Below are 26,044 nucleotides of genomic sequence, written 5' to 3'. Positions count from 1 at the left end.
GATTTACAACGATAGAGCATAGGGTATTCTGTCTGCTTTAGACAGATATTATACTTAAACGAATTTAAGATGAAACACTATAAGCAATCTACTAGAAACCCGCTCTCATCCGAGAGTCGGGTTTCTTTTGCGTTTCAACATAATATATCTCTTGTCAAAACGTAATCATTACGATAAGATAATACTCATTGTTTAAATAATAATAATTACGATTAAGACAACAATTGATAGAGAGGGGCATTACCTTGAATAAAAAGACGCCGCTGCTGGTGCTGACCTCCCTGGTTCTGAGCGCCGGACTGCTGAGCGCCTGTGGATCGTCCGAAACGAGTCCCGCTGCGCAGCCTTCCACTGACAAAAACGTTCACTTCCTATATAACTTTTCCACAAACTCGCTTGACCCACATGTCGACTCCAGCTATGTTCCGCTACGTGCGGGCATCACGGAAACGCTGGTTCGTCTCGATGAAGAGAATCTGACCGTTGCACCATGGCTTGCTGAGAGCTGGGAAAGCAAAGACGGACAGCATTGGACGATTGATCTGCGAAATGATGTAACATTCCAGAACGGCAAGCCGATGACCGGTGAATCCGTTAAGGCATCGCTTGAGCGTGCATTGACCGAAAGTGCCGCCATTCAGAATGCACTTAAGATCGATACAATTGAAGCCGAGGGAGACAAACTTGAGATTACAACAACACAGCCTTTCCCGGAATTTGCATCCGAACTGGTTAACCCGAATACGGCCATTATTGACGTGAGCGAGCCGGACATCGTAAACAAGCCGATCGGCACCGGGCCGTTCAAGCTGACTTCATTTACCCCGGGCAGCAAGCTTGAACTGGATCGCTACGATGAATATTGGGATGGAGCTTCACCTCTCGACTCAGTAACGTTCTCTTTTAACGAGGATGCCAATGCTCGTACACTCGCACTTCAATCTGGACAAGTCGATGTCGTATACCGTCCGGAAGTAGAAAGTTTGGAATCCCTTAAAGCAATCGATGGCATGACTGTGGAGTCCACCTCCACGTTCCGCGTTCACCAGATGACGATGAACATGCAGCGTGATAGCATCAAGGACCTGAACGTGCGCCGTGCACTGGATGCATTAATTGACCGCCAGGGGATCGTTGATACTATCCTTCTTGGCTACGGTGAGTCGGCTATCGGGCCGTTCCTGCCGTCTCTGCCGTTCGCACCTACCTATGACGAGGCAGGATCACAATCAGGTGAAGAAGCTGCGGTTAATTACCTGAAGGAAGCCGGCTACACGCTGCAAAACGGCGTTATGACCAAAGATGGCAAACCACTGCAACTGACGCTGCTTACATACTCGGCTCGCGCAGACCTGCCGCTCATTGCCCAAGTTTTCCAGTCTGACGCCAAGAAGATTGGCATCGATGTGCAAATTCGTCAGATCGACACGCCGGAGGATTATATGGCGTCCAATCGTGATTGGGATATCGCAACCTATAGTAATCTGACCGCACCGCGAGGTGACGCGGGTTACTATCTGAATGCAACGTATCATCCAAAGGGTGCACTCAACTTCAGTGGATCAGAGGATCTGGAGCTGACGGCGATCATTGATGAGCTGAATCTAACAGTCGATCCAGAGAAGCGCGCAGAGCTTGCGGAAAAGGCCGCCAATTATGTGCACGACAACGTGCTGAATTCATTTGTCCTGCATCCGGGTACGATCGTTGCCTATAACGGTAAGAAGATCAAGAACTGGGTTACCACACGCAGTGAGTATTACATGATCACCAATAAGCTGGATGTGATGTAATGTTTCGCATTTTGCTTCGCAAGTTTCTTGAAGTTTTTATTTTTCTACTATTCATTATGTTCGTGAGCTTCCTCTTCATCCGTCTGGCTCCGGGGGATCCAGTGCTCACGATTCTAAACGTGGACGAACTATCTGTCAGTCAGGAACAGGTTGAGGCTATGCGTGAAGAAATGGGCTTCAATGATTCCCTGCCTGTTCAATTTGGCAATTGGCTGCTTGACTTCATCCGCCTGGATTTCGGCGTATCGTACTCGACAGGACAGCCGGTTATGCAGACGCTCATGCGGGCGCTTCCGGCTACAGCGGAACTTACGATCGGCGCTCTGCTGGTCATGCTAGCTGTGGCCATCCCACTAGGATCACTGTCAGCATTGCATCGTGGCAGCTGGATCGACCGGGGCAGCCGATTGTTGTCCATTGTCGGCGCGGCGGTGCCAAGCTTCTGGCTCGGACTGATTTTGATCGACCTGTTCGGCGTGCGCTTCGGCAGTCTGCCGACCATGGGGCGGGACGGATTCGCATCACTTATTTTGCCATCTCTGACGCTGGGACTTGCCATCTCCAGCGTTTATGTGCGTCTTCTGCGTTCCAGCCTGCTGGATTCACTGAGTCAGGAGTTCGTTCGGTCTGCTCGGGCGAGGGGGTTATCTGAAGGGCGCATCTTCTTCTTGCATGCCTTCCGTCACAGTCTGCCACCAGTCATCACTGTGTTTGGTGTCAGCCTAGGCAGCCTCATTGGTGGGGTTGTCGTCATTGAGGTGTTATTTGCGTATCCCGGCATTGGCAAGCTCGTCGTTGATGCCATCCGCCAGCGCGATTATCCATTGATTCAGGGTTATATTCTGATCATGGCGGTCGTTGTATTTTTCGTGAATACAGCAGTTGATCTATCCTATCGATATTTGAATCCGGAAATGAAACTCAAGGAAAGGGAGGCCCACCGATGAAAACGATGCTTCTGCGCCCACTGGCCGCTAAAAAATCGAAAAAACACAGTATACAGGCGATTATCGCCTTGCTATTTGTGCTGCTGATCATCGGGGCTTCCATATATGCCTTTGTTTATCTTAAGCATGACCCTACACTAACCGACCTTCGCGGAAGGCTGCAGGGTGCAAGTGCTCTCCATCCATTTGGTACCGACCATCTGGGTCGAGACGTACTGACAAGATTGCTGCTTGGAGGCGGCCAGACGCTCGGTTATAGCCTGCTGGCGCTTGGAGCTGCACTGCTTATTGGAATTCCGTTTGGCCTGATTGCGGGGTACAAGCGTGGTTGGATTGATAAGCTCTTTATGCGGATCGCTGATGGCTTCCTTGCCTTTCCTGACACGATTGTTGCTATCGTGCTGAGTGGGCTGCTTGGGGCGGGTATCGGTAATTTGGTGCTGGCGATTGTGATCGTCAAGTGGGTCAGCTATGCACGCCTTGTCCGCAGTACCGTCCTGTCCGAGTCGCAAAAGGACTACATTCGTATCGCACGGACCAACGGACTCTCAGATGCACGCATTATGACCAAGCACCTGCTTCCGCATATTGCCGGGCATGTGCTCGTACTGGCAAGTCTCGATCTGGGGAAGATCATCCTGCTCATTTCCTCGCTATCCTACATCGGACTTGGGGCTCAGCCACCAACTCCTGAATGGGGTGCGATGCTGAATGACTCCAGACCATACTTCCAGTCACGGCCAGAGCTTATGATCTATCCGGGTCTAGCGATCGTAGTGGTGGTACTGCTTGCGAATATGCTCGGCGACTATCTGAGAGACCGCTTTGACGTGAAAAAGGAGGTGCAGCCGTGATTCTTTCCATTGAGGAACTGAGCATCTTCAGCCGTGAGCGTACCATTGTCGACAGCGTCTCTCTCGCCGTTCGGGAAGGCGAATTCATGGCGCTGGTCGGGCAGAGCGGCAGTGGCAAAAGTCTTCTCTCACAGTCGGTTGGTCAACTGCTTCCGTCCAATCTGCACGCAGCGGGGCAAATCATGTTTGAAGGCAGCAACCTGCTCGAACGTAAACCGAAGGAGATGCGCGCCCTGCGGGGAAGCCGCATCTCATATATTTTTCAGGATTATCAAGGGGCGTTTACGCCGTTTCGAAGTATTGGCGGACATTTCGATGAATACCAGAAAATCCATGGAGAAAAGTCTTCTGCTGTCCGGCACAAACGATCCATCGAGGCGTTGGAGTCCGTTGGACTTGGCGCAGAGCTGCTTCGGCGCTATCCGTTCCAGTTGAGCGGTGGTCAGCTTCAGCGTGCTTCCATCGCGACATCGCTCATGCTATCGCCAAGGCTGCTGATTGCCGACGAGGCAACTACGGCACTCGACAGCGTCTCGGGACACCGCGTACTGGAGCTGCTGGCGCGTAAGCAGGCTGAGACTGGTTGCGCCATTCTTTTCATTACACATGACTGGCGTCATGTGCGCCGCTACGCCAATCGGCTAGCTGTTATGAAGGAAGGACGGATCGTCGAATCGGGCGGGAAACACCGTATTCTTGACCATCCTCAGCATGAGTATACACGTCAACTGATTGAAGCAGCTCCTGTCCTGAGCCGCTCGTTGAAATCGGGTCTAAAGGAGGCGGAAACGCAATGAAGACAACTGAAATGGATTACCCCAAGGAATCATTCCCGGTTGAGGCACCCGTCCAACAGGACAAGGGTCAATCCGAGTTGTCCGCCCAACGCGTGCTGGGCGTGGAACATCTCAGCCGGACCTATGCTGGCGCTGAGCGTCCAGCTGTAAACGGCGTCTCCTTCACCTTAAATCGAGGAGAGTGCCTCGGCCTGGTTGGTGAGAGCGGCTGTGGCAAGAGTACGCTCGCTCGCTGTCTGCTGCGGATAGAAGATGCTGATTCCGGCTCGATTATGCTGGGTCAAGAGGACATTGCACGGCTTAGCGGCCGACGCCTGCGTCCGCATCGCAGGAAGATCCAGATTGTATTTCAGAATCCGGCTGCGGCGCTGAATCCTAAGCTGAAGATCGCTGATTCACTGATCGATCCGTATGAACAGTTCGGGCGAGACCTTAAGCTGTCACACTTCGCCTATACATCGAAGGACGCCTACGTGAAGCAGCTGCTTGAAGCTGTTGAGCTTCCAAGTGAACTAGCGGGGCGTTATCCACATGAGCTAAGCGGGGGGCAGCGTCAGCGCGTAACGATTGCACGTGCCATTGGCATTGAACCGGACGTTATCGTTCTTGACGAACCGACAGCCAGCCTGGATGTGATATCACAGGGCGCTGTTCTGCAATTGCTAACCGACTTACGGATATCACTGGGACTTTCATACTTGTTCATCTCGCATGATCTGGCTGCCGTACACCGTATGAGTCAGCGTATCATCGTCATGCGAGAAGGACAAATCGTCGATCGATTTGGTGCAGATGCGCTATTCGCAGAGGAACGTCATCCGTATACGAAGGAACTCATTTCAATTTTCTGAGTAAATCCCAATACAGAGGGACTTAGACATACCCAAATTAAAAAGCCACTTTCAATGAATATTGAATGTGGCTTTTTGATGTTATTTTTGTTTGTCTGTGAGTCCGAACAGTTAATACTTTTGCCGTTTTAATTATTAACGTAAGATACCTATTAATAATTTGTGTCCCCCCTTTATTTCATGATTCCCGATAGTATGCATCCATATTTTTTGTTGACAATCTACTAAAACAAAGGTAGATTTGTGATATCGATAATCATTATCACTGTCACATTAAGTATAAATGCATAAATATACGAAAATATCATTCTCTAATTTTGCTATAGGTTGTTTGGGCAACGATATACATAGAGACTGAGTTTCAGGTGAGCAGATGCATGCCACAACAATTCGGGACATCAGCTTCATTCAATTGCCTAGGCCGATTGAAAACGTTCTCGAAGTAATTTATGGCCGTAGTTACAGTAACAGCAAGACAGGATAGTCATCATGATATCCAAATAATTTAATGGGGAAAAGGAAGGGTCTACACATGAAGGGGAAACAAAACATTTCATTAAAAGCACTAATCATCTCGATGATTATGATCTTGGCACTGGTGGGCTGCTCTACACAGCAATCTGATTCGACGACAGGTTCAACTCCAGCAGCGAACAGTTCGGCAAACACGGATGAATCAACGACAGAAACAGCGGTTACTCCAGATGAAAGTACACAATATCCAATTACCATCAAGCACGCTCTTGGTGAGACAGTGATTGAAAGCAAGCCTGAACGAGTGGTTACCGTTCAATGGGCCAACCATGATATTGCCCTTGCTCTTAACGTTGTTCCTGTTGGATTCTCAGCGGCAAACTTCGGTGTTCAGGATGATAGCGGGCTGCTTCCTTGGACCAAAGAGAAGCTGGACGAGCTTGGTGTAACAGATCCGAACGTGTTCCAGGATACAGATGGTCTTGATTTTGAAGCCATTTCGGATGCTAACCCTGATGTGATTCTCGCCGCGTACTCCGGTATTACACAAGAAGACTACGATACATTAAGTGAGATTGCTCCAGTTGTGGCTTATCCAACAGCTCCATGGGCAACGACGTGGCGTGAACAAGTAAGCCTTAACGCTAAAGGCATGGGCATGGAAGCGGAAGGTGAGCAGCTGATCAAAGATACCGAAGACATGATTAAAGAGAAACTGAGTGCTTATCCTCAGATTGCTGGCAAAAAAGTAGTGTGGGTGAACTTCTCTGCACAAGACACGTCCAAACTGCATATTTATACCCCAGTCGACTCTCGCGTTTCTTTCTTGGAAGAACTGGGATTGAGTAATCCCGAAAGTATCACCGAACTCATTAAGGATCCGAAAAGCTACTCATTGGAACTAAGTGCTGAGAATGCAGAGGCTCTTAACGATGCCGATCTGCTGATCGGATACGGCAATGATGAATTGTTAAAGGCCATTCAAGCCGATTCCTTGCTGGGTAAAATCCCTGCGATCGAGAGAGGCTCTGTTGCCTTCATCGATAGCGACACACCTCTGGTGGCTGCCGGAACACCTAACCCGCTTTCGATCGCGTATACCATTGATGATTACCTGAAATTAATCGGGGCAGCGATCGACAAGATCAATGAATAGTTCTTCGACTTCTCCAAACCATTCTTTAAAACTTCATATGCCTAAACATTTCAAGACGGTGCTGTTCCTTTGCATCGTCTTGCTCGGCGTTTGCGTGCTGGCATCACTCACACTGGGTTCCCGGCTTGTGAGATGGAATGAACTGATGGACGGTTTGTTTCACTCCAATGTGGACTCCTACGGGGCAAATATCGTCCGCAAACGAATATCCCGGACCGTGTTCAGTTTATTTTGCGGAGCTGCACTGGGCGTTTCCGGAGCATTGATGCAATCGGTAACGCGCAACCCGCTCGCAGACCCGAGTATTCTGGGTGTCAATACGGGGGCGACTCTATTTGTTGTTTTCGGCATTGCCTTTCTGGGCATAAACACGGCAGGCCAATATATCTGGCTGGCCTTGGTCGGTGCTGCGCTTACCGCTGTATTTGTATTTGCTGTCGGTTCCATGGGTCGGGGCGGCGCTACACCCATCAAACTGGTGCTAGCGGGAGCGGCCATAACGGCAGCCCTTTCCTCTCTGGTGACTGCCATCATGATTCCACGCGCTTACGTTATGGATCAATTCAGGTTCTGGCAAGTCGGCAGCGTCGGTTCAGGCAACTGGAGCGATATCGGTACGTTTGTGCCGTTTCTGGCCATGGGTATCATCATTGCTTTTATTACGGCTCCAGCACTGAATGCATTGGCACTGGGTGATGACGTGGCAACTGGGCTGGGTGTTCGAACCGGAGTGCTCAGGCTGATCGCAGCACTTGCGGCAGTTCTATTGTGTGGTGCAACAACGGCACTCGCCGGTCCCATTGGTTTTATCGGACTTTTGGCGACGCATGTGATTCGGCTTATACTCGGCTCTGATTTGCGTTTTGTTATTCCGATGTCGGCGATCTCAGGTGCGATTATCTTGACGATATCCGACGTACTTGGCAGGCTCATCGGCAGTCCGGGAGAGCTTGAGGTCGGTGTGGTTACAGCCTTCATTGGAGCTCCAATTCTCATCATTCTAGCGATCAAATCGAAAGTGCGTTCATTATGAGAAATAATACGATGGAATTGATTATATCGGGCAGACGTCAAAGACGACGTCGGTGGGTCGTTGTTACTGCATTACTTGCCATACTCGCGCTCGCTCTATGCTGTGCCATGCTTTTGCTGGGAAATACCATATACCCGCTTGGAGATGTCATCAGGGTCCTTTCCGGTGAGCAGATCAAGGGGGCAACGTTTGCAATCCATACCATACGTTTACCAAGGATGCTTGCAGGATTGTTTGCAGGATTCGCCTTCGGTATGGCGGGCTATATCTTTCAGACCATGCTGCGCAACCCCTTGGCGAATCCGAATGTCATCGGTATAACCTCCGGTTCAAGTGCGGCAGCTGTGTTTTGTATCACGGTCATTCATGCAAACGGAGCCGTTGTTTCTATTGCTTCAGTCATTGCGGGTCTAGCGACGGTAGTATTGATCTATGTATTATCCAAGGGAAGAACCTTCTCGATCAGAAGATTGATTCTTGTCGGAATAGGTATACAGGCCATGCTGGATGCGGTCATATCCTATCTTTTGCTGGTCAGTTCGCAGCAGGACATTCCAACTGCGCTTCGCTGGCTCAGCGGCAGTCTCAACGGCTCCAAGATGGACGAGCTTCCGCCTTTAATCATAGCAGTTCTGATCCTGTCGCCGTTTATTATTGTGCTAGGCAAACATCTTGGTTTACTGGAGCTTGGAGAACAATCGGCTACATCACTTGGCGTTGCTACGGATAAGACAAGAGTGGTACTCATCTTGTGTTCTGTAGGTATGATCGCTCTCGCGGCAGCCACTACCGGTCCGATCGCTTTTGTTTCTTTCCTTTCGGGACCTATCGCGAAGAGACTAGCTGGATCAGGCTTTTCAAACGCCATTCCGGCGGGGCTTGTTGGGGTTAATCTAGTCTTGGCTGCAGATCTCATCGGGCAATTTGCGTTCGAGGTCAGATATCCTGTCGGCATCATCACCGGCATTCTCGGAGCACCTTATCTGATCTACCTGCTCATCCGAATGAATCGAAAGGGAGAATTATAATGAAACCGACGCATGTGTTCCAAGCGGAAGACTTAGTGGCTGGCTATGACAATAAAACCGTTATTCATGGCGTAGACCTTGCGATTCCCAGCAATCAAATCAGTGTCATCATTGGAGCTAACGGTTGTGGGAAGTCTACGCTTCTAAAAACATTGGCCCGGCTGATCAAGCCGATATCGGGAAAAATTACGCTGGATGGGAAACCGATCAGCAAAATTCCACCCAAGCAGCTGGCCAGGGTGGTGGGACTGTTACCCCAATCCCCTATTGTCCCGGAAGGTATCTCTGTTGCCGATTTAGTGGGAAGAGGGCGATTTCCGCACCAGTCCTTGCTGAGCGGATGGACCAAGAAGGATTACGCAGCGGTTGCTGAAGCCATGGAGATTATGGACATTACCGAGTTTGCCAACCATAACATCGACGAGCTTTCAGGCGGTCAACGACAGCGGGTCTGGATTGCGATGGCTCTGGCGCAGGAGACGGATATTCTCTTTTTAGATGAACCAACAACCTTTTTGGATATTACCTATCAGGTCGAGATTCTCGATCTGCTCACCGACCTTAACCGGAAGCATGGAACAACCATTGTCATGGTGCTGCACGACATCAATCTGTCAGCCCGTTATGCGGATCATATCATTGCGCTGGTGGAAGGGAAGCTTGTCGCAGAGGGCGCTCCTTCTGACGTCATTACAAGCACCATGGTGAAAGACATATTCGGCCTGGACTGTACTGTGGTGGAAGATCCGTTGTCAGGCTCCCCCTTGGTCGTACCCCGGGGAAGATACCATGTACATGCTGGCGAGTAACATGCTATTCGGACGTTTAGGTCTAAGAGGACAAAGTAAAACAAAGCTTATTCCAGGAATTCACCTTCTGGAATAGGCTTTTTCCTTGCCGAGAGCCGGCAGATTCGAATTCTTTTTTCCTCATGAGGAGAAATACGAACTAGAAACCTGACCCAGAATGGCGTTATGGCTTGCCATGTTTTCTATTATCTTGAAAAAATAAATCTTTCACCCCTATAAGCGGGTTAGCGGTGAGGTTGAAACTGAAGTATACTAACAGGTAAACCAAGTAACTTAAAATTGCATATTTCAATCTAACCGTAATATTGATACACTATGACCAAGGTTTTATTTCGTTCAGAAGAGGTTTGGGCCAGTTCAAGAACGGGCTCGCTGCAAATGCCAAATCGATAACGCTTACATCCTTTTGGCAAATATAGGATATAAGGACGGTAGACATGAGCCAGGGACAAACGAGTACAGATGTTATCTTGATTGGTGCCGGAATTATGAGTGCAACATTGGGAACCTTGCTGAAGGAATTGGCACCAGATTGGAATATTAAGGTTTATGAAAAGCTCGCCAGTGCAGGAGAGGAAAGCTCCAACGAATGGAATAATGCCGGAACCGGCCACTCTGCACTTTGCGAATTGAACTATACCGTTGAACGACCGGACGGAACCGTAGATATCAGCAAAGCCATTAAGGTGAATGAGCATTTTCAAGTCTCCAGACAATTTTGGTCCTATCTCGTTAATAGCAATCTGATTCGTAATCCGCGGGACTTCATTATGCCGCTTCCCCATTTGAGTTATGTGCATGGAGAGAGCAATGTCCTGTTTTTGAAAAGACGTTTCGAAGCCTTATCAAACCATCCTCTATTTGAAGGTATGGAATTTTCGGACGACCCGGCAAAATTGCGGAAATGGATTCCGCTTATGATGAAAGGCCGCAAGGGGAAAGAACCGATCGCAGCCACCAAAATCGACTCCGGTACGGATGTTAACTTTGGTGCTTTAACGCGTATGCTGCTAGATCACTTGAAGAATCAAAACGTGGGCATCCACTACCAACATAGTGTGAAAAATATCAAACGCAAGCAAGATGGCGCTTGGGAATTAACAGTGAAGAATTTGACGAATGGTGCAGTAGAGCGCCATACAGCCAAGTTTGTCTTTATTGGTGCGGGTGGCGGAAGCCTGCATTTGCTGCAGAAATCCGGCATTCCGGAAGGCAAACATATTGGCGGATTCCCAGTTAGCGGACTCTTCATGGTGTGTAAAAATCCGGAGGTTGTGGAGCAGCATCACGCTAAAGTATATGGTAAAGCCTCGGTGGGCGCTCCGCCGATGTCGGTTCCGCATTTGGATACCCGATTTATTGATAACCAGAAGTCGTTGCTATTTGGCCCGTTTGCCGGCTTTTCACCCAAATTCCTGAAGACGGGTTCGAATGCCGACCTCATCACGTCAGTTAAAACACATAACCTTCTAACCATGCTTGCTGCAGGGGTCAAAGAAATCTCACTGACCAAATACCTGATTCAACAGCTTATGTTGTCCAAAGAGCAGCGCATGGAGGAACTGCGTGATTTTGTTCCAGGTGCCAAAAGCGAAGATTGGGATATGGTTCTGGCAGGTCAGCGCGTGCAGGTCATTAAGGATACGGTGCAAGGCGGCAAAGGTACACTTCAATTCGGTACAGAGGTCGTTACTGCTGCCGACGGCTCAATAGCCGCATTACTCGGCGCATCACCAGGGGCTTCCACTGCGGTGCAAGTCATGCTGGAGATTCTGCAGCGATGCTTCCCGCAGCATATGGATTCATGGGAGCCGAAGATTAAGGAAATGATTCCTTCATACGGCGAGTCCCTGGTGGAGAATCCGGATCTTCTTCGCAAGGTTCACACGACGACAGCCAAGGCACTTGGGCTGACGGATGAGAAGAAGGTTGCTTCGGTGTAAAAAGCAAAGGAGATAGAACGCCATTGCATCATATTTACTTTAATTATGACAATGGATAAGAATAAAGTATAAAAAGCCTTTGCTGACATTAACGTCGGCGAAGGCTTTTTGACGTACTATTTCGGATTAGTGCACGGCACTCGGAACGGAGCTACAGATAGATCCGTTTCGCTTCGTCCTCAAAGAACTGAGTTAGATTCGGGTACGCGGTTATATCGATGCGGTTCTGTTTCATTACCCGATCAATGAAAACTGTGTCCATGAAGATTTTATTGATGATCGTTCTGCACCACACAGGGGTGTCTTCGAAATAATCCACTAATGTATGAATCTCATCAAACCTGAAAAACAGGATATACGAGGTATAGTTCTGGAGCAGCGTCGTGAAACAGTGTTCCCGATAGGGAGTGGAACGAGCTTCAGTCAGAAAATCCTTTATGATCTCAAACAACGCGCTTTTATTTTCGTCATGCATTTGCAGCATCTGATCCACGTCATTGATGAGCCGCAGCATTGCTTCTAATCCTTCCTCCTCAGGCATGCTCAGCTTGGCAGATTTCCCTTCAATACACCGCAAAATCTCCAATGTAAGGTGTTTGCAGGCTTGGATGTCGTGTGGAGCAATGGCGATCTGCTCGCTGTACTGATTCATATTTGTACTATAGTGATCATGAAATGCTGTGAAATAACGCTCCAATGAAATATCAGTTTTGGTATGCACCAAGTTCTGGCCTTCAAATGAACACGCGTAGAGCGTTTCCTCGTTAACCGGATGCGCGTAGAGGTAGAAAAAGAAGAAAAAGTCTCTTAGCTGGTGCTTCTGTTCCTCATTTAAACGGGTGATCTCGCTCAAGTGAGACAGCTGCAAGAAGCTGTAGTTTTTCATGAAATCATTCATGGTGCTGTAAGCGTTGTGCGAGTTAATGGACAGCGCAGTGTTGAGGGTGAACAGAAGATAATACAGGACCTGCTCATCATATATATCCATCTGCTGAAAAAGCTCTCGGAGAACAGGCTTCCAGTCTGGCTCAGAAACATAATGGGGATCTCTCGGTTGTAAATCGTACATCCAATTTGTAAAGGTCTCATCCAGGTGATCTGTCAGAAACAGATCAGCACGGTCATCTTCATACAAGCCGTATTCGAACGGACTCGTCCGTACAGGCGGTAATGCGCGTTTGAATTTGATGTTCAGATACTCGTTATATATCGATTGAAGTTCCATCTATCCTAACCTCGATTCATGCGTAGTTCTATACTAAGTCTTACATAGTGGTATTCGACGCCAATTGGGTTGTTCCTATTCGTCCTTCCATCAAGCTAGCTGTATTGATTAGGGGTGATATTGGGAAATGATTGATGCAGTCGTAATACTTTCACCCTGTTGGGAGATCGTGGAATCTGAGATGATGGGTCTACCAAAGGTTCGGGTCACGAACTTCGGACCTCTGGCCCTCAGGCTATTGCGATCCTTCCTTCTAACTCAATTGGATGAATAGGGTCGCAGCTCTCCTGAAGGATTTCTAATCAAGAGAGGAGGCGTCCAGGCTATTATATTCCTTCCTTCTCAAGCTAACCTTTCACGTTATATAGGGATATAGCTCTCCTGGACTCTTTTATCATGAACCATAACACCATTTATTTAAGGCGAGCAAACAAACTGATTATTGAACATCAAGGGGAGGAACAACTGCCCAAGTCTTACCTGGCTACTGCCCTTAAAAATATTGAAACGCTGGGATACACGTTCTCGGATGAACTGATGCGATCCGTACGAGGATTATCCAAGGAACAGTTTGAAGCATTCGTTGTTCAGTTGGTAGTGGATCTAAGATTGATGGTCGGGGCACATGTGAAGTACAAACCGATGTATCCTGGATTTCCCATGCAGGTCATGCAGGAAGATGAAGCGGAGCTGTATCTCAATGCTATCCTTCACTACCTAACCCTGGTATATCCTGATCGTGAACTTGTTGATAGACAGCCTTTCTCTGCCAAGACAGATCTGAAAGTGATCCACTTGGGAAGTGAGGGAGGGTTCAGAACACTCATCCGCCAGCTGATTGAAGCAAAGGGCTCCATTTCGGAGACGGACAAAAATGACATCGATACAGTACTGGAACATGCGGAATCGGATGAAGTAGATGCGATACTGCCTGCTGAAATTCCATTCAAGGAGAATGTGGGCTTCGTAGTGGCTTCGCTGTTGAAACATGAAAAGGCAAGGTTGGAACGAATTGGCCCGTACTTCAAAACAGCCACAGACGTCCTGCGTCTGGCTGCTGCCTGGTCGAACGGTGATGTCAGTCTGGCTGCGCCTTCACGCTTCCGCAAGTTCAAACGTCGTGAGAGACGTCTATTGCTGGGTTTACTGGAGCAATGCGGACAGATCACTGAGGATATGCTCCGGTATAAGGATCGCTGGGTTCGTCTGGGGGAGATTCTGCATCCTTCCGAATATAAACTTCGGTATCCTCGCTGCGAAGAAGCTTTTGATATTCTGCGCAACAACAAGCCGTTTGCCACCTTTAATAGAAGCGTGGAGCTGGCGTTCCAGTATCACAACACCTGGAGCCTGATCGATCTGCTGTCACAGCGTCCGGGTGAGTTTGCCAGAAGGCTGGATCATCTGCTGCGAATCACCGAGGATGAGGCCTATGTATTGTTGGCATTTAGTGAGGTAACTGCACAGGTATCGACGCCGGTGCTGCTGCAGGTGAGACAACATTTTGCCCAGCGTAATGAACCACAGGATCTTCGTGTCTTTTTCCCAAAAGGCAACGTGGCAAAGGCATTTGGCGTTCCGAATCAGCTGCCAGAGCTGGATGAGGCGACGTGCCGGGAAGTTGTGCAATTGTGCGAGAAGGCACTGGTTGAACGGTTCGCAGCTCTTCCCCCACTGGGTAAGACGTATATCGATGAACAGCTCCATGACTATCTTGTGCCGTTTTCCCAACGTTCCGCGAGCAAGGCACTGCGTACCCTCGTGAGAGGGAGCCGGGTACCCATGGGCGAAGGAGATACAATTCGTTTCTTCAACTGGTGGAAGGAAGGCATGGTCAACGGGCAGGACACAGGACGTGTCGATATCGACCTGTCTGCGGTGATGTATGACGAGAACTGGAATTATGTTGAGCACATCTCCTATACGAATCTGCGTTCCACGAAGTACAAGGCTGTTCACAGCGGAGATATCGTATCGGCTCCGCAGGGTGCATGCGAGTTCATTGACCTGCATATTCCGTCAATCGTTAATTATGGCGGCCGATATGTTGTCGCTTCGTTGCTGTCGTTCACGAGTCATCCGTATTGCGATCTTCCGGAATGCTTCGCGGGGTGGATGATGCGCAAGAAGCCAGGGTCGGGCGAGATTTTTGAACCGTCTACGGTGGCTAACAAAATTGATATTACAGCCGATACACAGATTACGATTCCTGTCATACTTGATCTGGTGGATCGCACGGTGATCTGGACCGATCTTGCCCTAACCAGCCACCCACACTATTACAACAATGTAGAGGGCAATGAAAAGGGAATGGTCTTGATGGGCAAAGCCATGACAGGGTTGCGCAAGCCCGATCTGTACGATCTGTTTATGCTTCATGCAAAGGCCCGGGGCGAACTGGTAGATACGCTGAATCAGGCAGATACGATCTATTCGGTGGAGCAAGGGGTTACCCCGTATGACATCGAGCAGATTATGGCGGAGTACCTGGCTTGAGTATAACGAATGTGATTTGTGCAAAAAGAAGGGCAGCTCCGCTGCTCTTCTTTTTTTGTGAATGTAGACTCGGTATAGAGTTATGAAACAATAAGCTGATTACTCACTTATGCTTCAAATCATTTAACTATTTGGAAGGGAAATTTAAATTAAGCGCGTAGATCAGCTGCCATCAGAATTTGCCCTTCGGTTTTTTCTGTACATATTGCTTATAATGCTTTGCTGTTCGGATCTTCTTGCTTTGCGAGAGGAGTTCGTGATCACTGATGATCCACGTGTGGCCGGAGGAGTTTTTCCTGCGGATCGCGACAAAATTATGCCTGCCTCCCGAGTATACTTTGTAACCCTTCCGTTTACTTCTTATGCAAAACAGATCATCTTCACCGACGCTTCGATTCGGAAACTGGACATGGGTGAATACATGTCGTTTAAAGACAAGCGTAGCACCAGGGAGGAGGGTTACAGGGCGATGTTCATCCTGAGGAAAACGAAGGAGCAGATTCCTGGATCCTTTTAAATATAGATAATGTGCCCGCTTGCCAATGACATCGGCATCCGTTCTTTTGAAGGTTTGCAGGCTTTCCGTCAAATAGTAGGAAGCATAGTAGTCGTCGTCATCAAACTTGGCAATATAGCTGTATTTTGTTTTATTGATTGCGTAATTGAGACAAGCACCGAGAGAGGTACGTTCCGGCAGACGAAAAACGTATACGTTCCGAAGCTTTTTGGCTAAGCTTTGATAAGGAGCAAGAGGGATATTATCGTTGTTGACGATAACGATCATCTCTTTCTTGGAGTGCTTCTGTCGGCTGTAATTCTTAAATAGATTATCGATATAGTGCTGGCGTTTGGTGCAAGCAATGATAGACATGCCTTGTTTGGTCTTGACTATTCCCGGGCTGGCTCCCATTCGATCGCGCTCCTTATCTGTGAGGTTCAAAACTATCTTTCTATAAAATATGTACATGACAAGTAAGAGGAACGGCCTTGATATAAAATGGAGAATTCGCCGTCTATGCTGGTCGTCTGCGGATCAATAAATTGCTGCCTGCAGAATGGTGCAGGGAATGTCGGATGCCGAAAGAAAGGCTTTGTTATGCTTGGATCAATGGGGGAGGGAATGATGATGAATACACTGGCACGGCTGAATGAGGGATTGGCCTATATTGAGGAGAATCTGACGGAGACATTGAATATGAAAGAGGTCGCGCGAATTGCGTGCTGCTCGGAATACCATTTTACACGAATGTTTTCCTTTCTTAGCGGTATTACCTTATCCGAGTACATCCGTCGCCGGCGCTTGACGCTGGCAGCAATGGAGCTCAGCAGTCATGACAGCAAAGTCATCGATGTTGCGCTCAAATATGGATATACCTCACCGGACTCCTTCGCCAGGGCATTTCAGAGCATGCATGGGGTTACACCCTCGGAAGCGAGGAATCATGGTCCTTCGCTGAAGGCCTTCCCCCGGATGACATTTCAATTGACCATTCAAGGAGGAAGTGAAATGAACTATCGTATTGAAGAGAAAGAAGCCTTTCGGATTGTGGGAATCAGCAAAAGGGTGCCGATCGTGTTCAACGGGGTAAACCCCGACATTGCTGCGATGTATCAGCAGCTCACCCCGGAATTGATCGAGATTATCAAAAGGGTGTCGAATGTTCAGCCGCTGGGGATCATCAGTGCTTCTGCTCATTTTAGCGAAGAGCGGATGGAGGAGAAGGGCGAACTGGATCATTATATCGGTGCAGCCACCACCCAAGTGGCCCCCGAGGGTCTTGCATGCCTGGAAGTACCCGCATCGACATGGGCTGTGTTTACTGCAATTGGCCCCTTTCCGAGTGCGCTTCAGGATGTGTGGGGACGAATCTACGCCGAGTGGTTTCCTTCGTCCGATTATGAACTTAGCGAAGGACCGGAAATGCTGTGGAATGAGCACAAGGATGTCACCTTGCCACAGTACAGAAGCGAGATATGGATTCCGATCCGTAAGAGCTAAAGCAACGTTTAGTATTCCTAAGATGAAGCAGGAAAATAGGCCAGATACGTGGAAAGGGTAACCAACCTGTTTCATAAACATTGGAAGAATTACATTCATTCATTAGTATGACATCATACATGGGGGTGGTAACCATGGATCGCTTGAAAAACAGTGGATTTTATAAGCTTAAGTTTCTGGTAACACCAGAGGAATTCAAAGGAATTTTAGAGCTTTTTGAACAAAAGGAAGCTCAGTTTAGTCTTTCGAATGCTGCGAGAACTACCCATGATCTAAATCAGGTGCATGAGGCTTATACTGCTTATTATCAGTACTTTACAGGACAGGAAAAGCTCCATTACCACCCCCATTTTGTATACTCCATAACGATGAAGCTGGATGATAAGACCTCTGGTTTTTTTATAAAAAACGAAGGAATCAGCTTTCCTTATCGCGGAGCGTGGGCGGAGGACGAATTACCGAGCATTATGCTCTCACTGCCCAAAGGATTTCAATTGCATCTTGAAGATGAAAAAGGGAAGTATTACGTCTATGAAGATATTCGTGAACATCTCCCGTTAACGCATGCATTCTACGAGGAAGTGGGAAAGTATATCAAGAAACACACGAAGCTGCTGCGCTTTTCAGTAGGATCTTCAACGGATGATGTGCAGGAGCTGAAACCCTCTGTGCGGGTTAGTAGAGATGCAGCAGCCGACCTGGCAAACTCATGGATCTTCACAACCTATTCGCTCGTGCTGAATATGGCATGAGGCCAACTTGAATACTAGTCAGGAATGGCATCGCTGGAGAAGGCAATCTGATAAATGGTATAATTTTCAGCAAGGGATATCGAGCGAATGAACAGGGGGTACGAAGGATGAGAGAAGAGTTATTGGGGCAGCTGGAAGAGTGGCATGAACAGGATGAATTCGAAGAGATTGTGGATGCGATTACAGCCATTGATGTGGAAGAGCGCGACTATGAGCTGATCGGTCATTTGGGTAGAGCGCTGAACAACCTGGAGCGTTACGAAGAGGCAGTTGAACAATTTCTGACGGTTGCCGAAGAGGGTCAGGACGACCCCTTGTGGCATTATCGCATTGGTCTGGCATACTATTACCTGGAGCAATATGAGAATGCACGTGAGGCTTTTGAAACAGCAGACCGACTGGATCCGGGAGATGAAGATACACAGGAGTTTCTCGAATGGATTCGCAGTAAAACAGCCGAGGAGCCTGCTGAGGAGATAACTCAGGAGACAGCTCAGGAGACAGCTCAGGAGACGGCTCACTCCGTCCCGGCAATCTCCAGGGAGCAGCTCAGTGTTAGTGATCCAAATTCCACGGATTTCTGGGATGACAATGCCGAGGCTTTGCAGAACTGGGTTCTGCCTTCACCTACGGACGACCTGGTTGAGTCGGTAGAGGAGCGGCTCGTTTTCAAATTGCCTAGAGCCTATGTGGACATGATGAAAATACATAATGGTGGGATCCCTCGTTACAGGTATATTCCTGTCAGCGAGGCAGGGGCCGCAGAGAAGAGACTCATTGAGATTTCCGGAATGCTGGGCATCGGCCAGGAGAAGAAGCATTCCCTGTGCGGTGAAGAAGGCAGCAGATGGATCATTGAGCAAGGTGGCTATCCGGAGATTGGTGTGGTTCTATGTAAGTGCCCATCGGACGCTGAGATCATTATGCTGGATTACCGTGCATCGGATAATGCCGGTGAGCCTGAGGTTGTTCATGTGGATAAGGGAAACAACTATAAGATCACATGGATTGCTCCCGACTTTGATACCTTTGTCCGTAGTCTGGTCAATGAGGACAATCGCCGTCCTGACCTTTCTGATTCAATTTAAGTTAGTCTACCCAATACCCTGTCTGACTCTTTCATTCCAAATGAGAGCGTTGGACAGGGTGTTTTAATTCTCGCGATGACCAAAATAAGTTAAATGTATCCATGCCATTGCATATCGGGTAGACTGGTGCTATTATTTAGACATCTAATAGTTATATATCTAAATAATAATCATCTTAGAACCATTACAGGTTTCTTAAATATAAGGAGCGTGGTGAATATGGACAGAATGAAAGACAAGGTCGTGCTTGTTACCGGAGGAGCTTCTGGCATAGGCTTATCTGCTGCCAACTTGATGGCTGCGGAAGGTGCTAAAGTCGTCGTTGCCGATTTTAATGTCGATGGGGCTATAAAAGCTGCCAAAAACATTCAACTCCGAGGAGGCGATGCCGTAGGCATATTTGTCGATGCTGCAAAAGAAACTACGATTAAGGAAGCGGTTGAATTTACGGTACAGCGGTATGGTAAACTCACATGCTTGTTTAATAATGTGGGCTTGACCAACCTCAAGAAGGACTTGGACGTCGTTCATGTAGACCTGGATGAATGGGATCGACTGATGAATGTTAACCTCAAGAGTGTATTGCTGGGCAGCAGATTTGCCATTCCTCATATGATCCGTGCTGGCGGGGGTTCCATCATCAATACAGCATCGATGGCAGGTTTTACAGGTGATGCCGTTCGTGTGGCTTATGGAGCTTCCAAAGCAGGTGTTGTCAATCTTACCAAGTACATTGCAGCCCAATACGGGAAGCACAACATTCGTTGTAATGCTGTTGCACCCGGTCTGATTTTGACACCGGCAGCGGAGGATAACATGCCACCGGACGTGTTGAATATGTTTGCAAAATATAATGCACTGCCCTATCACGGAGAACCGGATGATATTGGACATACCGTCCTATTCCTGGCTTCCGATGAGTCCAAATTTATTACCGGCCAGACGATTCAGGTGGAAGGCGGGCATTATATCGCTAATCCAACGGTTCCTGATTTCGAGCAATATATGCAAAGCGTATAAGCCTTCATTGCTGGCTTTATTTCAATAAAAAAACATTCAAACAAAGTGAGGAGCAACTGACATGGGAAAATTGGAAGGTAAAGTAGCTATTATTACAGGCGGGGCTTCAGGCATTGGCGAGTGTATGGTGGATCTTTTTGCGCAGGAAGGTGCCATCGTGATTGCAGCGGATATTAATGAGGCGGCGCTGGAGACAGCTAGCCAGAAGCAGAATGTATATGGAATGAAATTAAACGTGGCATCAGATGAGAACTGGGAGGCACTGGCGAAGGTCGTCAACGAGCGATTTGGCAAAATAGACATCTTGGTCAACAATGCAGGTATCTCATCCGAAAAACCATTTGAGGAGATCAATGCACAGGACTGGGAGAAGATGCTTTCCATTAACGGATTTGGCCCGTTTGCGGGCATGAAGCATGTGACTCCATATATGGCCGCTCAGCAGAAAGGTTCCATCGTTAATATTTCTTCGTATACTGCAATGATTGGGCAGGGCTTCAATCACTACTCGGCGTCGAAGGGCGCGGTACGTGCGTTGTCCAAAGCAGCGGCTACGACATTCGGACGTCAGGGCATTCGTGTCAATGCTCTTTTCCCAGGGATTATCGAAACACCTATGACTCAATCCTTGAGCACGTCCAAAGAACTGCTCGGTCGGCTGATTCAGGCAACGCCTCTGCAGCGTCTGGGTCAAGCTATGGATATTGCCAAAGCGGCACTGTTCCTGGCTTCCGATGATTCCTCCTATATTACCGGCTCCGAGCTGGTTATTGATGGTGGATACTCCGCACAATAGTGTGTAGAATAATGACAGCTCTTAATTTTCATTAGGGGCTGTCTTTTTTATGAGGAGGCAGTTATGGAAGAGAAAACAATTTTTGAAATCATACACAATATGGATACCTTCACCAACAAGTTGATTATACAGTGGAACAAATCATTTAATGAGGACCTGGGCGTATCTCATGTGCTTGTGCTTTCCCATTTGAAGCAAAACGGAAAAAGTCGACCTTCGGATATTGCGAAAGTACTGGGGCTTACCCCGCCGACTCTCAGTTATTTATCGGACAAGCTCGTCGGAAAGAAACTGGCTGTCAGGGTCGTTGATGAATCCGATCGCCGCAATAGTTACCTGGATATCACCGAGGATGGCTCCGAAGTTCTTGGCAGAGCATCCATGGAGGGACAAAAGCTGCGCAGAGCTTTATTTGAAAAGTTAACTGCACAGGACCGGGAGAAGTTAGCGGAGATTTTTGAGAAGCTGAATCGCTAATGTTGTGTTGAGTTTTATATGTAAGAATTGAGTGAATGTTGACAGAGGGCAACTTTTTTTCTTATGATAAGTGGGACTGCACCATTATGCTCTGAAGGAGACTGAGCCGTGATTGAAACCAACACGTCAAGACGCAATGAATCTCTTTTGCAAGTGCTGAACGTGCAGCACAAGGTCACCACTGACAATATTGCCAATGCAGACACACCCAATTACAAAAAGAAATCGGTGGAGTTTGAAGAAGCACTGAGACGTATCGTTGAAAATGGTACAACCAGGGAGCTGGATATGCACCGGACACATCCGAAGCATCTGCCTGCCAAAGATCTCAATTCTTCCGTCGTTCCATACCGGATTGTGGAGAACAACGAAACAACGATGAACAACAACGGCAATAATGTGGACATTGATGCCGAGATGGCGAACCTGTCGGAGAACCAGCTCATGTATAACTACATGGTTGACCGGGTAAGCGGGCATTACAACAAAATGAAAAACATTCTGCAGAGCTTGAAATGAAGAATGTCCAGCGGCCCCGAGGGCTGCTTTTTTTATTGGCTGATAACGATGTGCCATGGTCTATAATTAAATTGCAACGTGAATTGTATTGTAGACTAGAAGGGAAAATGGCTGTAGAGGGAGGCAGGAGATATATGCAGGAACCGATCAAAGTATATAATACTGCGGTCGAAGCTTTACTTGAAGTGATCGGCGGCAAATGGAAGCCCGTTATTCTGTTCCATCTTACGTTTGGCAAAAAACGTAATGGCGAATTGATGAAGCTCATGCCTGCCATTGCCCAGAAAGTATTGACCCAGCAGCTTGGTGAACTTATGGAGGCGGGAATCATATCCCGTATTTCCCATCATCAAATTCCACCGAAGGTTGAATATGAGCTAACGGAATATGGGTGGAGTCTCAAGGAGATTCTCCATTCGATGTGCAGATGGGGAGATATCCATGTTGAGAAAGTATACGGTAATCGAGCGAAAATTCTGTTTAAGCCTCCCACCTCGGATAGTTAACCGGGGAGTACAAAACAAGCGGATTCCCGAGGTTTGGGAATCCGCTTGTTTTGCATTTAATATTCCGTTACGGAATGATCCTGCGCTCACGCAAATTCGCGAATATATCCATAAACATAGATTCGGTTTCAACAAAATCATGAAAGCCAAAGCGGCGGGCTTTGGAACCATCTGCGAAGAAATCATAATCCCATGAGAATACAAAGTCGCCGAAGGCCCAGGAAGAGACGTCATCATAGGAGGTTTCCATCAAGCCATATTTCTCAATCATGGATTTCCACAGACTTTCTTTGTCTGCCATCACCGTGGCGAGCGAGAGCGGCAGTGGAGGTGCCGTTTCCAGTTCAAAAAAGGCAGCAATTTTGGGCCAAAGTTCATTCCAGCGAAACAAATCGCCATTGGTAATATTAAACGCCTGATTGGCGCAGCGGGGGTCGGTTGCCGCCCAAACGGTAGCGCGAGCCAGCAGGGCAGCATCGGTCATTTCGAGCAGGGAGTGGTAAGCACCAGGCTTACCGGGGAAACGAAGTGGCAGCCCAAGTTCCTTGGAGATGGACGCATATACTCCAATAACCATGGCGAGATTCATTGGATTGCCGAGTGCAAAACCACATACAACAGACGGACGCAGGGCCGACCAGGTCCAGCCGCTTTCGGGCTGCCTTTTCTCAAGAAACTGCTGCTGATCCACATTGAATTCAGGTGGCATATGGTGTGCATCCGTTTCCCGTGCAGGTGTTTTAAACGGGCCCAGATGAGCACCGTATACCTTATAACCTTGCATTAGACTAATATGTTGGAGGTTGGGGGCGATGGGCTCAACGGCATTAACCACATTGACGAGCATTGCCAGGTTGGGTTGTACCAATTCGGACCATGTAGGACGATCCTGATAAGCAGCATAAAAAATGTGAGTGACCGTCGTCAATGGACTCAGCTTGGCCTGAGTATCGGCTTTATTCAATAAATCCACCGATATATAACGAAGTCTCGGAGAGTTTTGCCCTCCGCGGCGTGATACCCCAATGACATTCCATTCCGGAAGTGTCGTCAGATAATCAATAAGGTTACTTCCAATGACTCCGCCCGCACCAATAACGAGAGCAGTGTGGCGTGTAATAGGTTGATCGGGTTTCAATGGGCATGCTCCTTTCTTTTCCTGTACATTATTGTGAGCCAGCAAAAGAAAGGTGTGAAGTACGCACCTTGAAGTCATATACGCACTTGAAAGTAATATTTCGGCTGTTAGGCAGGTTCACGGGCTTTGGAAATGTAGTAAAAAACTCTCGGATGCTGCTATGCTGCATCGTTAATTTTCTAAAGATGAATGCGTATGTTACTATATACAGCATTAGAAGCCCGGACGGTATTCGCAAGCGCTAATCGGGCATGTAGGAGAAAAATATGCGTAATTGGCTTAAAAATGAGAATGTACAAATGACGGCGGTTGCCCTGGCTACAGCCATTGGTGCGCAATTTAAGATCAATCCTTTTCAGGAAGACTATTTTCGAATTGGCTTGGGCGTAAGTATCCTATTGTTCCTGCTTATGATCATGCCGCATCTGTCTTATGTGAAGACGGGGATTCTGACGGGCATCGTGAGCTTTATCGTTCAATCCGTAGATTTACTGTACGATGTGAACTCGATGTCGGTCCTGGAAAGTTTGCATGACAACATCGGAGCGGGCATCTATTACATTGCCTTCTCTTATGGTCTTAGCAAGTTCAAGAGCAGGTTCCACGAGATCCAACCACTGCTCCTGGGTGGCTTAATTACATGTGTGGATTTTTCCTCCAATCTCATTGAGCTTTTCATTCGCGGTGTATTGAATGGGACCAGCATCTTCGATATGAGAGAATGGCTGTATCTGCTCGTTGTGGGTGGGCTGCGAAGTTATTTCATCAGCGGTTTGTATAACAGTATCGCGGTAAGACAGATGAGGCTCATGCATGCCGAGCAGGAGAAGCGGATGGAGCAAATGCTCAATGTAAACTCCGGTCTCTACGGCGAGGTCTTTTATCTGAAAAAGGCCATGAAGACAATCGAAGACATAACGGCGGATAGCTACGACCTATATCGGGATCTAAGGGAACAAGAAATGAATCAATACAGTCAGCGGACACTGGGGATTGCTCAGCAGATCCATGAGGTGAAGAAAGACTCGCAGCGCATCCTGGCCGGACTGCTGAAACTATATGACAGTGAGAAGGCAGTCAACATGAGCCTGTCGGAGGTGCTGAATTTTGCCGTGAAGGGCAATCTTAAATACGCTGAGATGCTGGATAAAAGAATACAAATTCAAATGGAGCAGCAGTATGATTGTGAGTCGCCTTTTTACATTCCACTCTTAACGGTGATGAACAATCTGATCGCCAATGCTGTGGAAGTGATCGAGCTCGAAGGGACTATTCGGATACAGGTATATGAACAGGATGAGGATGTACATTTTGCAGTAATCGATTCTGGCAAAGGAATACCTGAAGCCAAGCGAAATATTATTTTCGAGCCTGGCTATACGACAAAATTCAATCAGGCAGGTATTGCCGCAACAGGAATTGGTCTGTCCCATGTTCGAGATATTGTCCAGTCCATGGAGGGACATATCACGGTGGAGTATGCAGAGCAAGGCGGGCAAGGAACTGCCTTTGATGTGTTGATTCCCAAAAGGAACCTGATTAAAGGTGCGGAACTCGAGAACACGATCCGTCCAGATCAAAATCTGTGATAAACAGAAAGATAGCGACTGTACCCTACTTAAGGGAGAGTCGCTATCTGGCGTGTTCGACTTTAATCCAAAATGACTTCTTTGGTGGGATGATCCAGAAATTCAAACATGGTCTTCACCTGCTCTGCTGTATTTCTTTCAAGCGAAAGCTCAGGCAGATCATGCCTGTCGAAGAACTGGACTGCACTGGTTTCCACACCGGATTCAGCTGTACCACCTGTAATCTCGCATTGAATAAACATTTTGTATACATGATAAGGTTCGGGTGGGTGGCTATGGAATTTCTTATCCAATACGGCCAATAGGCGCAGGGGCACTACATCGAAGCCGGATTCTTCCTTGATTTCCTTCACGGCTACTTCCGATGGAGAGAGACCGATGTCGCTCCAGCCCCCTGGCAATGCCCAGGCTCCATCGATTTTTTCCTGCACCAAAAGAATTTTGTTGTCTTTGAACACAACACCTCGAATATCGACTTTGGGCGTTGCATATCCGGAATCACTTGCGAAAGTGAGTGATATCTTCTCCTTGTTTACAGAAGTATAGTTAGCCAGGATATCCACACTAATCTTTCTCAATTCCTCGTAGCGTTCGATATCGTATACATCTTTGCCATAAGTTAAACCGGTCTGAGCAATAGCCTGAATCTGTTTAGCCCAATCGAGCCACTTCATGTCCATGGTACATCCCTCTTTCTTAGGCAAATCACGAGATATAATTTCTATAGGAAATAAATCCATTATAGCAGAGGAAT

The 26,044-nt window shown here is 47.8% G+C and carries 24 protein-coding genes; 20 read left to right on the top strand and 4 right to left on the bottom strand.

Annotation, left to right across the window (positions count from 1 at the left end):
- The first annotated feature begins 245 nt into the window (after nucleotides 1-245).
- The 10 genes from nikA to MHB82_RS29435 all read left to right on the top strand — a co-directional run bounded on the left by nikA (nucleotide 246) and on the right by MHB82_RS29435 (nucleotide 11,685).
- Entirely contained in the window at nucleotides 246-1,793 is a 1,548-nt protein-coding gene (nikA, locus tag MHB82_RS29480) for a nickel ABC transporter substrate-binding protein (RefSeq protein WP_341176532.1), read from the top strand.
- The gene (nikB, locus tag MHB82_RS29475; protein ID WP_095290629.1) at nucleotides 1,793-2,740 is read left to right on the top strand and encodes a nickel ABC transporter permease; all 948 of its coding nucleotides are present in this window, start codon (nucleotides 1,793-1,795) and stop codon (nucleotides 2,738-2,740) included. The genes nikA and nikB overlap by 1 nt, the downstream gene beginning before the upstream one ends.
- Nucleotides 2,737-3,594, top strand: a complete 858-nt coding sequence (nikC, locus tag MHB82_RS29470; protein WP_341176531.1) for a nickel transporter permease — start codon at nucleotides 2,737-2,739, stop codon at nucleotides 3,592-3,594. Before nikB ends, nikC begins: the two co-directional genes overlap by 4 nt.
- Nucleotides 3,591-4,391, top strand: coding sequence for an ABC transporter ATP-binding protein (locus MHB82_RS29465; RefSeq protein ID WP_341176530.1), 801 nt, complete (start codon nucleotides 3,591-3,593; stop codon nucleotides 4,389-4,391). Before nikC ends, MHB82_RS29465 begins: the two co-directional genes overlap by 4 nt.
- Nucleotides 4,388-5,242 carry an ABC transporter ATP-binding protein gene (locus MHB82_RS29460; RefSeq protein ID WP_341176529.1) on the top strand — a complete coding sequence of 285 codons (855 nt, stop codon included), beginning with the start codon at nucleotides 4,388-4,390 and terminating at the stop codon, nucleotides 5,240-5,242. The genes MHB82_RS29465 and MHB82_RS29460 overlap by 4 nt, the downstream gene beginning before the upstream one ends.
- Nucleotides 5,243-5,774: 532 nt before the next feature.
- Nucleotides 5,775-6,872, top strand: coding sequence for an iron-siderophore ABC transporter substrate-binding protein (locus MHB82_RS29455; protein WP_341176528.1), 1,098 nt, complete (start codon nucleotides 5,775-5,777; stop codon nucleotides 6,870-6,872).
- Complete coding sequence (locus tag MHB82_RS29450) at nucleotides 6,865-7,905, top strand: FecCD family ABC transporter permease (protein WP_341176527.1); 1,041 nt, start codon at nucleotides 6,865-6,867, stop codon at nucleotides 7,903-7,905. The genes MHB82_RS29455 and MHB82_RS29450 overlap by 8 nt, the downstream gene beginning before the upstream one ends.
- On the top strand, nucleotides 7,902-8,933 hold the full coding sequence (locus MHB82_RS29445; RefSeq protein ID WP_341176526.1) for a FecCD family ABC transporter permease: 1,032 nt from the start codon (nucleotides 7,902-7,904) through the stop codon (nucleotides 8,931-8,933). The genes MHB82_RS29450 and MHB82_RS29445 overlap by 4 nt, the downstream gene beginning before the upstream one ends.
- On the top strand, nucleotides 8,933-9,742 hold the full coding sequence (locus MHB82_RS29440; protein WP_341176525.1) for an ABC transporter ATP-binding protein: 810 nt from the start codon (nucleotides 8,933-8,935) through the stop codon (nucleotides 9,740-9,742). The genes MHB82_RS29445 and MHB82_RS29440 overlap by 1 nt, the downstream gene beginning before the upstream one ends.
- A gap of 437 nt (nucleotides 9,743-10,179) precedes the next feature.
- The gene (locus MHB82_RS29435) at nucleotides 10,180-11,685 is read left to right on the top strand and encodes a malate:quinone oxidoreductase (RefSeq protein ID WP_095360305.1); all 1,506 of its coding nucleotides are present in this window, start codon (nucleotides 10,180-10,182) and stop codon (nucleotides 11,683-11,685) included.
- Between the two features lie 151 nt (nucleotides 11,686-11,836).
- Here the strand turns inward: MHB82_RS29435 and MHB82_RS29430 are convergent, their stop codons facing one another.
- Complete coding sequence (locus MHB82_RS29430; protein ID WP_341176524.1) at nucleotides 11,837-12,910, bottom strand: hypothetical protein; 1,074 nt, start codon at nucleotides 12,908-12,910, stop codon at nucleotides 11,837-11,839.
- Nucleotides 12,911-13,306: 396 nt separating this feature from the next.
- Between MHB82_RS29430 and MHB82_RS29425 the strand changes: the two genes are divergently transcribed.
- Nucleotides 13,307-15,406: a TerD family protein gene (locus MHB82_RS29425; RefSeq protein ID WP_341176523.1), complete on the top strand. Its 2,100-nt coding sequence runs from the start codon at nucleotides 13,307-13,309 to the stop codon at nucleotides 15,404-15,406.
- Nucleotides 15,407-15,578: 172 nt separating this feature from the next.
- On the opposite strand, the gene MHB82_RS29420 is transcribed toward MHB82_RS29425, so the two are convergent.
- Nucleotides 15,579-16,316 carry a glycosyltransferase gene (locus MHB82_RS29420; RefSeq protein ID WP_341176522.1) on the bottom strand — a complete coding sequence of 246 codons (738 nt, stop codon included), beginning with the start codon at nucleotides 16,314-16,316 and terminating at the stop codon, nucleotides 15,579-15,581.
- A 216-nt stretch (nucleotides 16,317-16,532) separates the two neighbouring features.
- Here MHB82_RS29420 and MHB82_RS29415 point away from each other — a divergent pair, with 216 nt between their 5' ends.
- The 8 genes from MHB82_RS29415 to MHB82_RS29380 all read left to right on the top strand — a co-directional run bounded on the left by MHB82_RS29415 (nucleotide 16,533) and on the right by MHB82_RS29380 (nucleotide 22,563).
- On the top strand, nucleotides 16,533-17,405 hold the full coding sequence (locus tag MHB82_RS29415; protein ID WP_341176521.1) for an AraC family transcriptional regulator: 873 nt from the start codon (nucleotides 16,533-16,535) through the stop codon (nucleotides 17,403-17,405).
- Between the two features lie 134 nt (nucleotides 17,406-17,539).
- Nucleotides 17,540-18,157: a hypothetical protein gene (locus MHB82_RS29410; protein WP_341176520.1), complete on the top strand. Its 618-nt coding sequence runs from the start codon at nucleotides 17,540-17,542 to the stop codon at nucleotides 18,155-18,157.
- 107 nt (nucleotides 18,158-18,264) lie between these two features.
- On the top strand, nucleotides 18,265-19,245 hold the full coding sequence (locus MHB82_RS29405) for an SMI1/KNR4 family protein (protein ID WP_341176519.1): 981 nt from the start codon (nucleotides 18,265-18,267) through the stop codon (nucleotides 19,243-19,245).
- 219 nt (nucleotides 19,246-19,464) lie between these two features.
- Nucleotides 19,465-20,265 carry an SDR family NAD(P)-dependent oxidoreductase gene (locus MHB82_RS29400; protein WP_095360299.1) on the top strand — a complete coding sequence of 267 codons (801 nt, stop codon included), beginning with the start codon at nucleotides 19,465-19,467 and terminating at the stop codon, nucleotides 20,263-20,265.
- Between the two features lie 61 nt (nucleotides 20,266-20,326).
- Nucleotides 20,327-21,061, top strand: coding sequence for an SDR family NAD(P)-dependent oxidoreductase (locus MHB82_RS29395; RefSeq protein WP_095360298.1), 735 nt, complete (start codon nucleotides 20,327-20,329; stop codon nucleotides 21,059-21,061).
- Between the two features lie 63 nt (nucleotides 21,062-21,124).
- Nucleotides 21,125-21,538, top strand: a complete 414-nt coding sequence (locus MHB82_RS29390) for a MarR family winged helix-turn-helix transcriptional regulator (protein WP_095360297.1) — start codon at nucleotides 21,125-21,127, stop codon at nucleotides 21,536-21,538.
- Between the two features lie 108 nt (nucleotides 21,539-21,646).
- Entirely contained in the window at nucleotides 21,647-22,057 is a 411-nt protein-coding gene (flgB, locus tag MHB82_RS29385; protein ID WP_095360296.1) for a flagellar basal body rod protein FlgB, read from the top strand.
- Nucleotides 22,058-22,191: 134 nt separating this feature from the next.
- The gene (locus MHB82_RS29380) at nucleotides 22,192-22,563 is read left to right on the top strand and encodes a winged helix-turn-helix transcriptional regulator (RefSeq protein ID WP_095360295.1); all 372 of its coding nucleotides are present in this window, start codon (nucleotides 22,192-22,194) and stop codon (nucleotides 22,561-22,563) included.
- A 67-nt stretch (nucleotides 22,564-22,630) separates the two neighbouring features.
- Here the strand turns inward: MHB82_RS29380 and MHB82_RS29375 are convergent, their stop codons facing one another.
- Nucleotides 22,631-23,701 carry an SDR family oxidoreductase gene (locus MHB82_RS29375; protein WP_258377633.1) on the bottom strand — a complete coding sequence of 357 codons (1,071 nt, stop codon included), beginning with the start codon at nucleotides 23,699-23,701 and terminating at the stop codon, nucleotides 22,631-22,633.
- A 266-nt stretch (nucleotides 23,702-23,967) separates the two neighbouring features.
- On the opposite strand from MHB82_RS29375, the gene MHB82_RS29370 reads away from it, so the two are divergent.
- Nucleotides 23,968-25,290 carry an ATP-binding protein gene (locus MHB82_RS29370; RefSeq protein WP_341176518.1) on the top strand — a complete coding sequence of 441 codons (1,323 nt, stop codon included), beginning with the start codon at nucleotides 23,968-23,970 and terminating at the stop codon, nucleotides 25,288-25,290.
- Between the two features lie 62 nt (nucleotides 25,291-25,352).
- Here the strand turns inward: MHB82_RS29370 and MHB82_RS29365 are convergent, their stop codons facing one another.
- A complete protein-coding gene (locus tag MHB82_RS29365; RefSeq protein WP_341176517.1) occupies nucleotides 25,353-25,970 on the bottom strand; it encodes an NUDIX hydrolase in 618 nt (205 codons plus the stop codon).
- Nucleotides 25,971-26,044 lie beyond the last annotated feature (74 nt).

Origin of the sequence: Paenibacillus sp. FSL K6-2862 (assembly GCF_038005125.1) — a bacterium.
Taxonomy (GTDB): Bacteria; Bacillota; Bacilli; order Paenibacillales; family Paenibacillaceae; genus Paenibacillus; species Paenibacillus illinoisensis_A.
Note: the sequence above shows the minus strand (reverse complement) of the source record. Positions and strands in the feature narration are given on the sequence as shown.

What these genes read in the sequence shown, in the direction of transcription:
- nikB (WP_095290629.1), top strand. Translation starts at nt 1,793, where the DNA reads ATGTTTCGCATTTTGCTTCGCAAGTTTCTTGAAGTTTTTATTTTTCTA.
- nikC (WP_341176531.1), top strand. Translation starts at nt 2,737, where the DNA reads ATGAAAACGATGCTTCTGCGCCCACTGGCCGCTAAAAAATCGAAAAAA.
- MHB82_RS29460 (WP_341176529.1), top strand. Translation starts at nt 4,388, where the DNA reads ATGAAGACAACTGAAATGGATTACCCCAAGGAATCATTCCCGGTTGAG.
- MHB82_RS29455 (WP_341176528.1), top strand. Translation starts at nt 5,775, where the DNA reads ATGAAGGGGAAACAAAACATTTCATTAAAAGCACTAATCATCTCGATG.
- MHB82_RS29450 (WP_341176527.1), top strand. Translation starts at nt 6,865, where the DNA reads ATGAATAGTTCTTCGACTTCTCCAAACCATTCTTTAAAACTTCATATG.
- MHB82_RS29445 (WP_341176526.1), top strand. Translation starts at nt 7,902, where the DNA reads ATGAGAAATAATACGATGGAATTGATTATATCGGGCAGACGTCAAAGA.
- MHB82_RS29440 (WP_341176525.1), top strand. Translation starts at nt 8,933, where the DNA reads ATGAAACCGACGCATGTGTTCCAAGCGGAAGACTTAGTGGCTGGCTAT.
- MHB82_RS29435 (WP_095360305.1), top strand. Translation starts at nt 10,180, where the DNA reads ATGAGCCAGGGACAAACGAGTACAGATGTTATCTTGATTGGTGCCGGA.
- MHB82_RS29430 (WP_341176524.1), bottom strand. Translation starts at nt 12,910, where the DNA reads ATGGAACTTCAATCGATATATAACGAGTATCTGAACATCAAATTCAAA.
- MHB82_RS29425 (WP_341176523.1), top strand. Translation starts at nt 13,307, where the DNA reads ATGAACCATAACACCATTTATTTAAGGCGAGCAAACAAACTGATTATT.
- MHB82_RS29420 (WP_341176522.1), bottom strand. Translation starts at nt 16,316, where the DNA reads ATGGGAGCCAGCCCGGGAATAGTCAAGACCAAACAAGGCATGTCTATC.
- MHB82_RS29415 (WP_341176521.1), top strand. Translation starts at nt 16,533, where the DNA reads ATGAATACACTGGCACGGCTGAATGAGGGATTGGCCTATATTGAGGAG.
- MHB82_RS29410 (WP_341176520.1), top strand. Translation starts at nt 17,540, where the DNA reads ATGGATCGCTTGAAAAACAGTGGATTTTATAAGCTTAAGTTTCTGGTA.
- MHB82_RS29405 (WP_341176519.1), top strand. Translation starts at nt 18,265, where the DNA reads ATGAGAGAAGAGTTATTGGGGCAGCTGGAAGAGTGGCATGAACAGGAT.
- MHB82_RS29400 (WP_095360299.1), top strand. Translation starts at nt 19,465, where the DNA reads ATGGACAGAATGAAAGACAAGGTCGTGCTTGTTACCGGAGGAGCTTCT.
- MHB82_RS29395 (WP_095360298.1), top strand. Translation starts at nt 20,327, where the DNA reads ATGGGAAAATTGGAAGGTAAAGTAGCTATTATTACAGGCGGGGCTTCA.
- MHB82_RS29390 (WP_095360297.1), top strand. Translation starts at nt 21,125, where the DNA reads ATGGAAGAGAAAACAATTTTTGAAATCATACACAATATGGATACCTTC.
- MHB82_RS29380 (WP_095360295.1), top strand. Translation starts at nt 22,192, where the DNA reads ATGCAGGAACCGATCAAAGTATATAATACTGCGGTCGAAGCTTTACTT.
- MHB82_RS29370 (WP_341176518.1), top strand. Translation starts at nt 23,968, where the DNA reads ATGCGTAATTGGCTTAAAAATGAGAATGTACAAATGACGGCGGTTGCC.
- MHB82_RS29365 (WP_341176517.1), bottom strand. Translation starts at nt 25,970, where the DNA reads ATGGACATGAAGTGGCTCGATTGGGCTAAACAGATTCAGGCTATTGCT.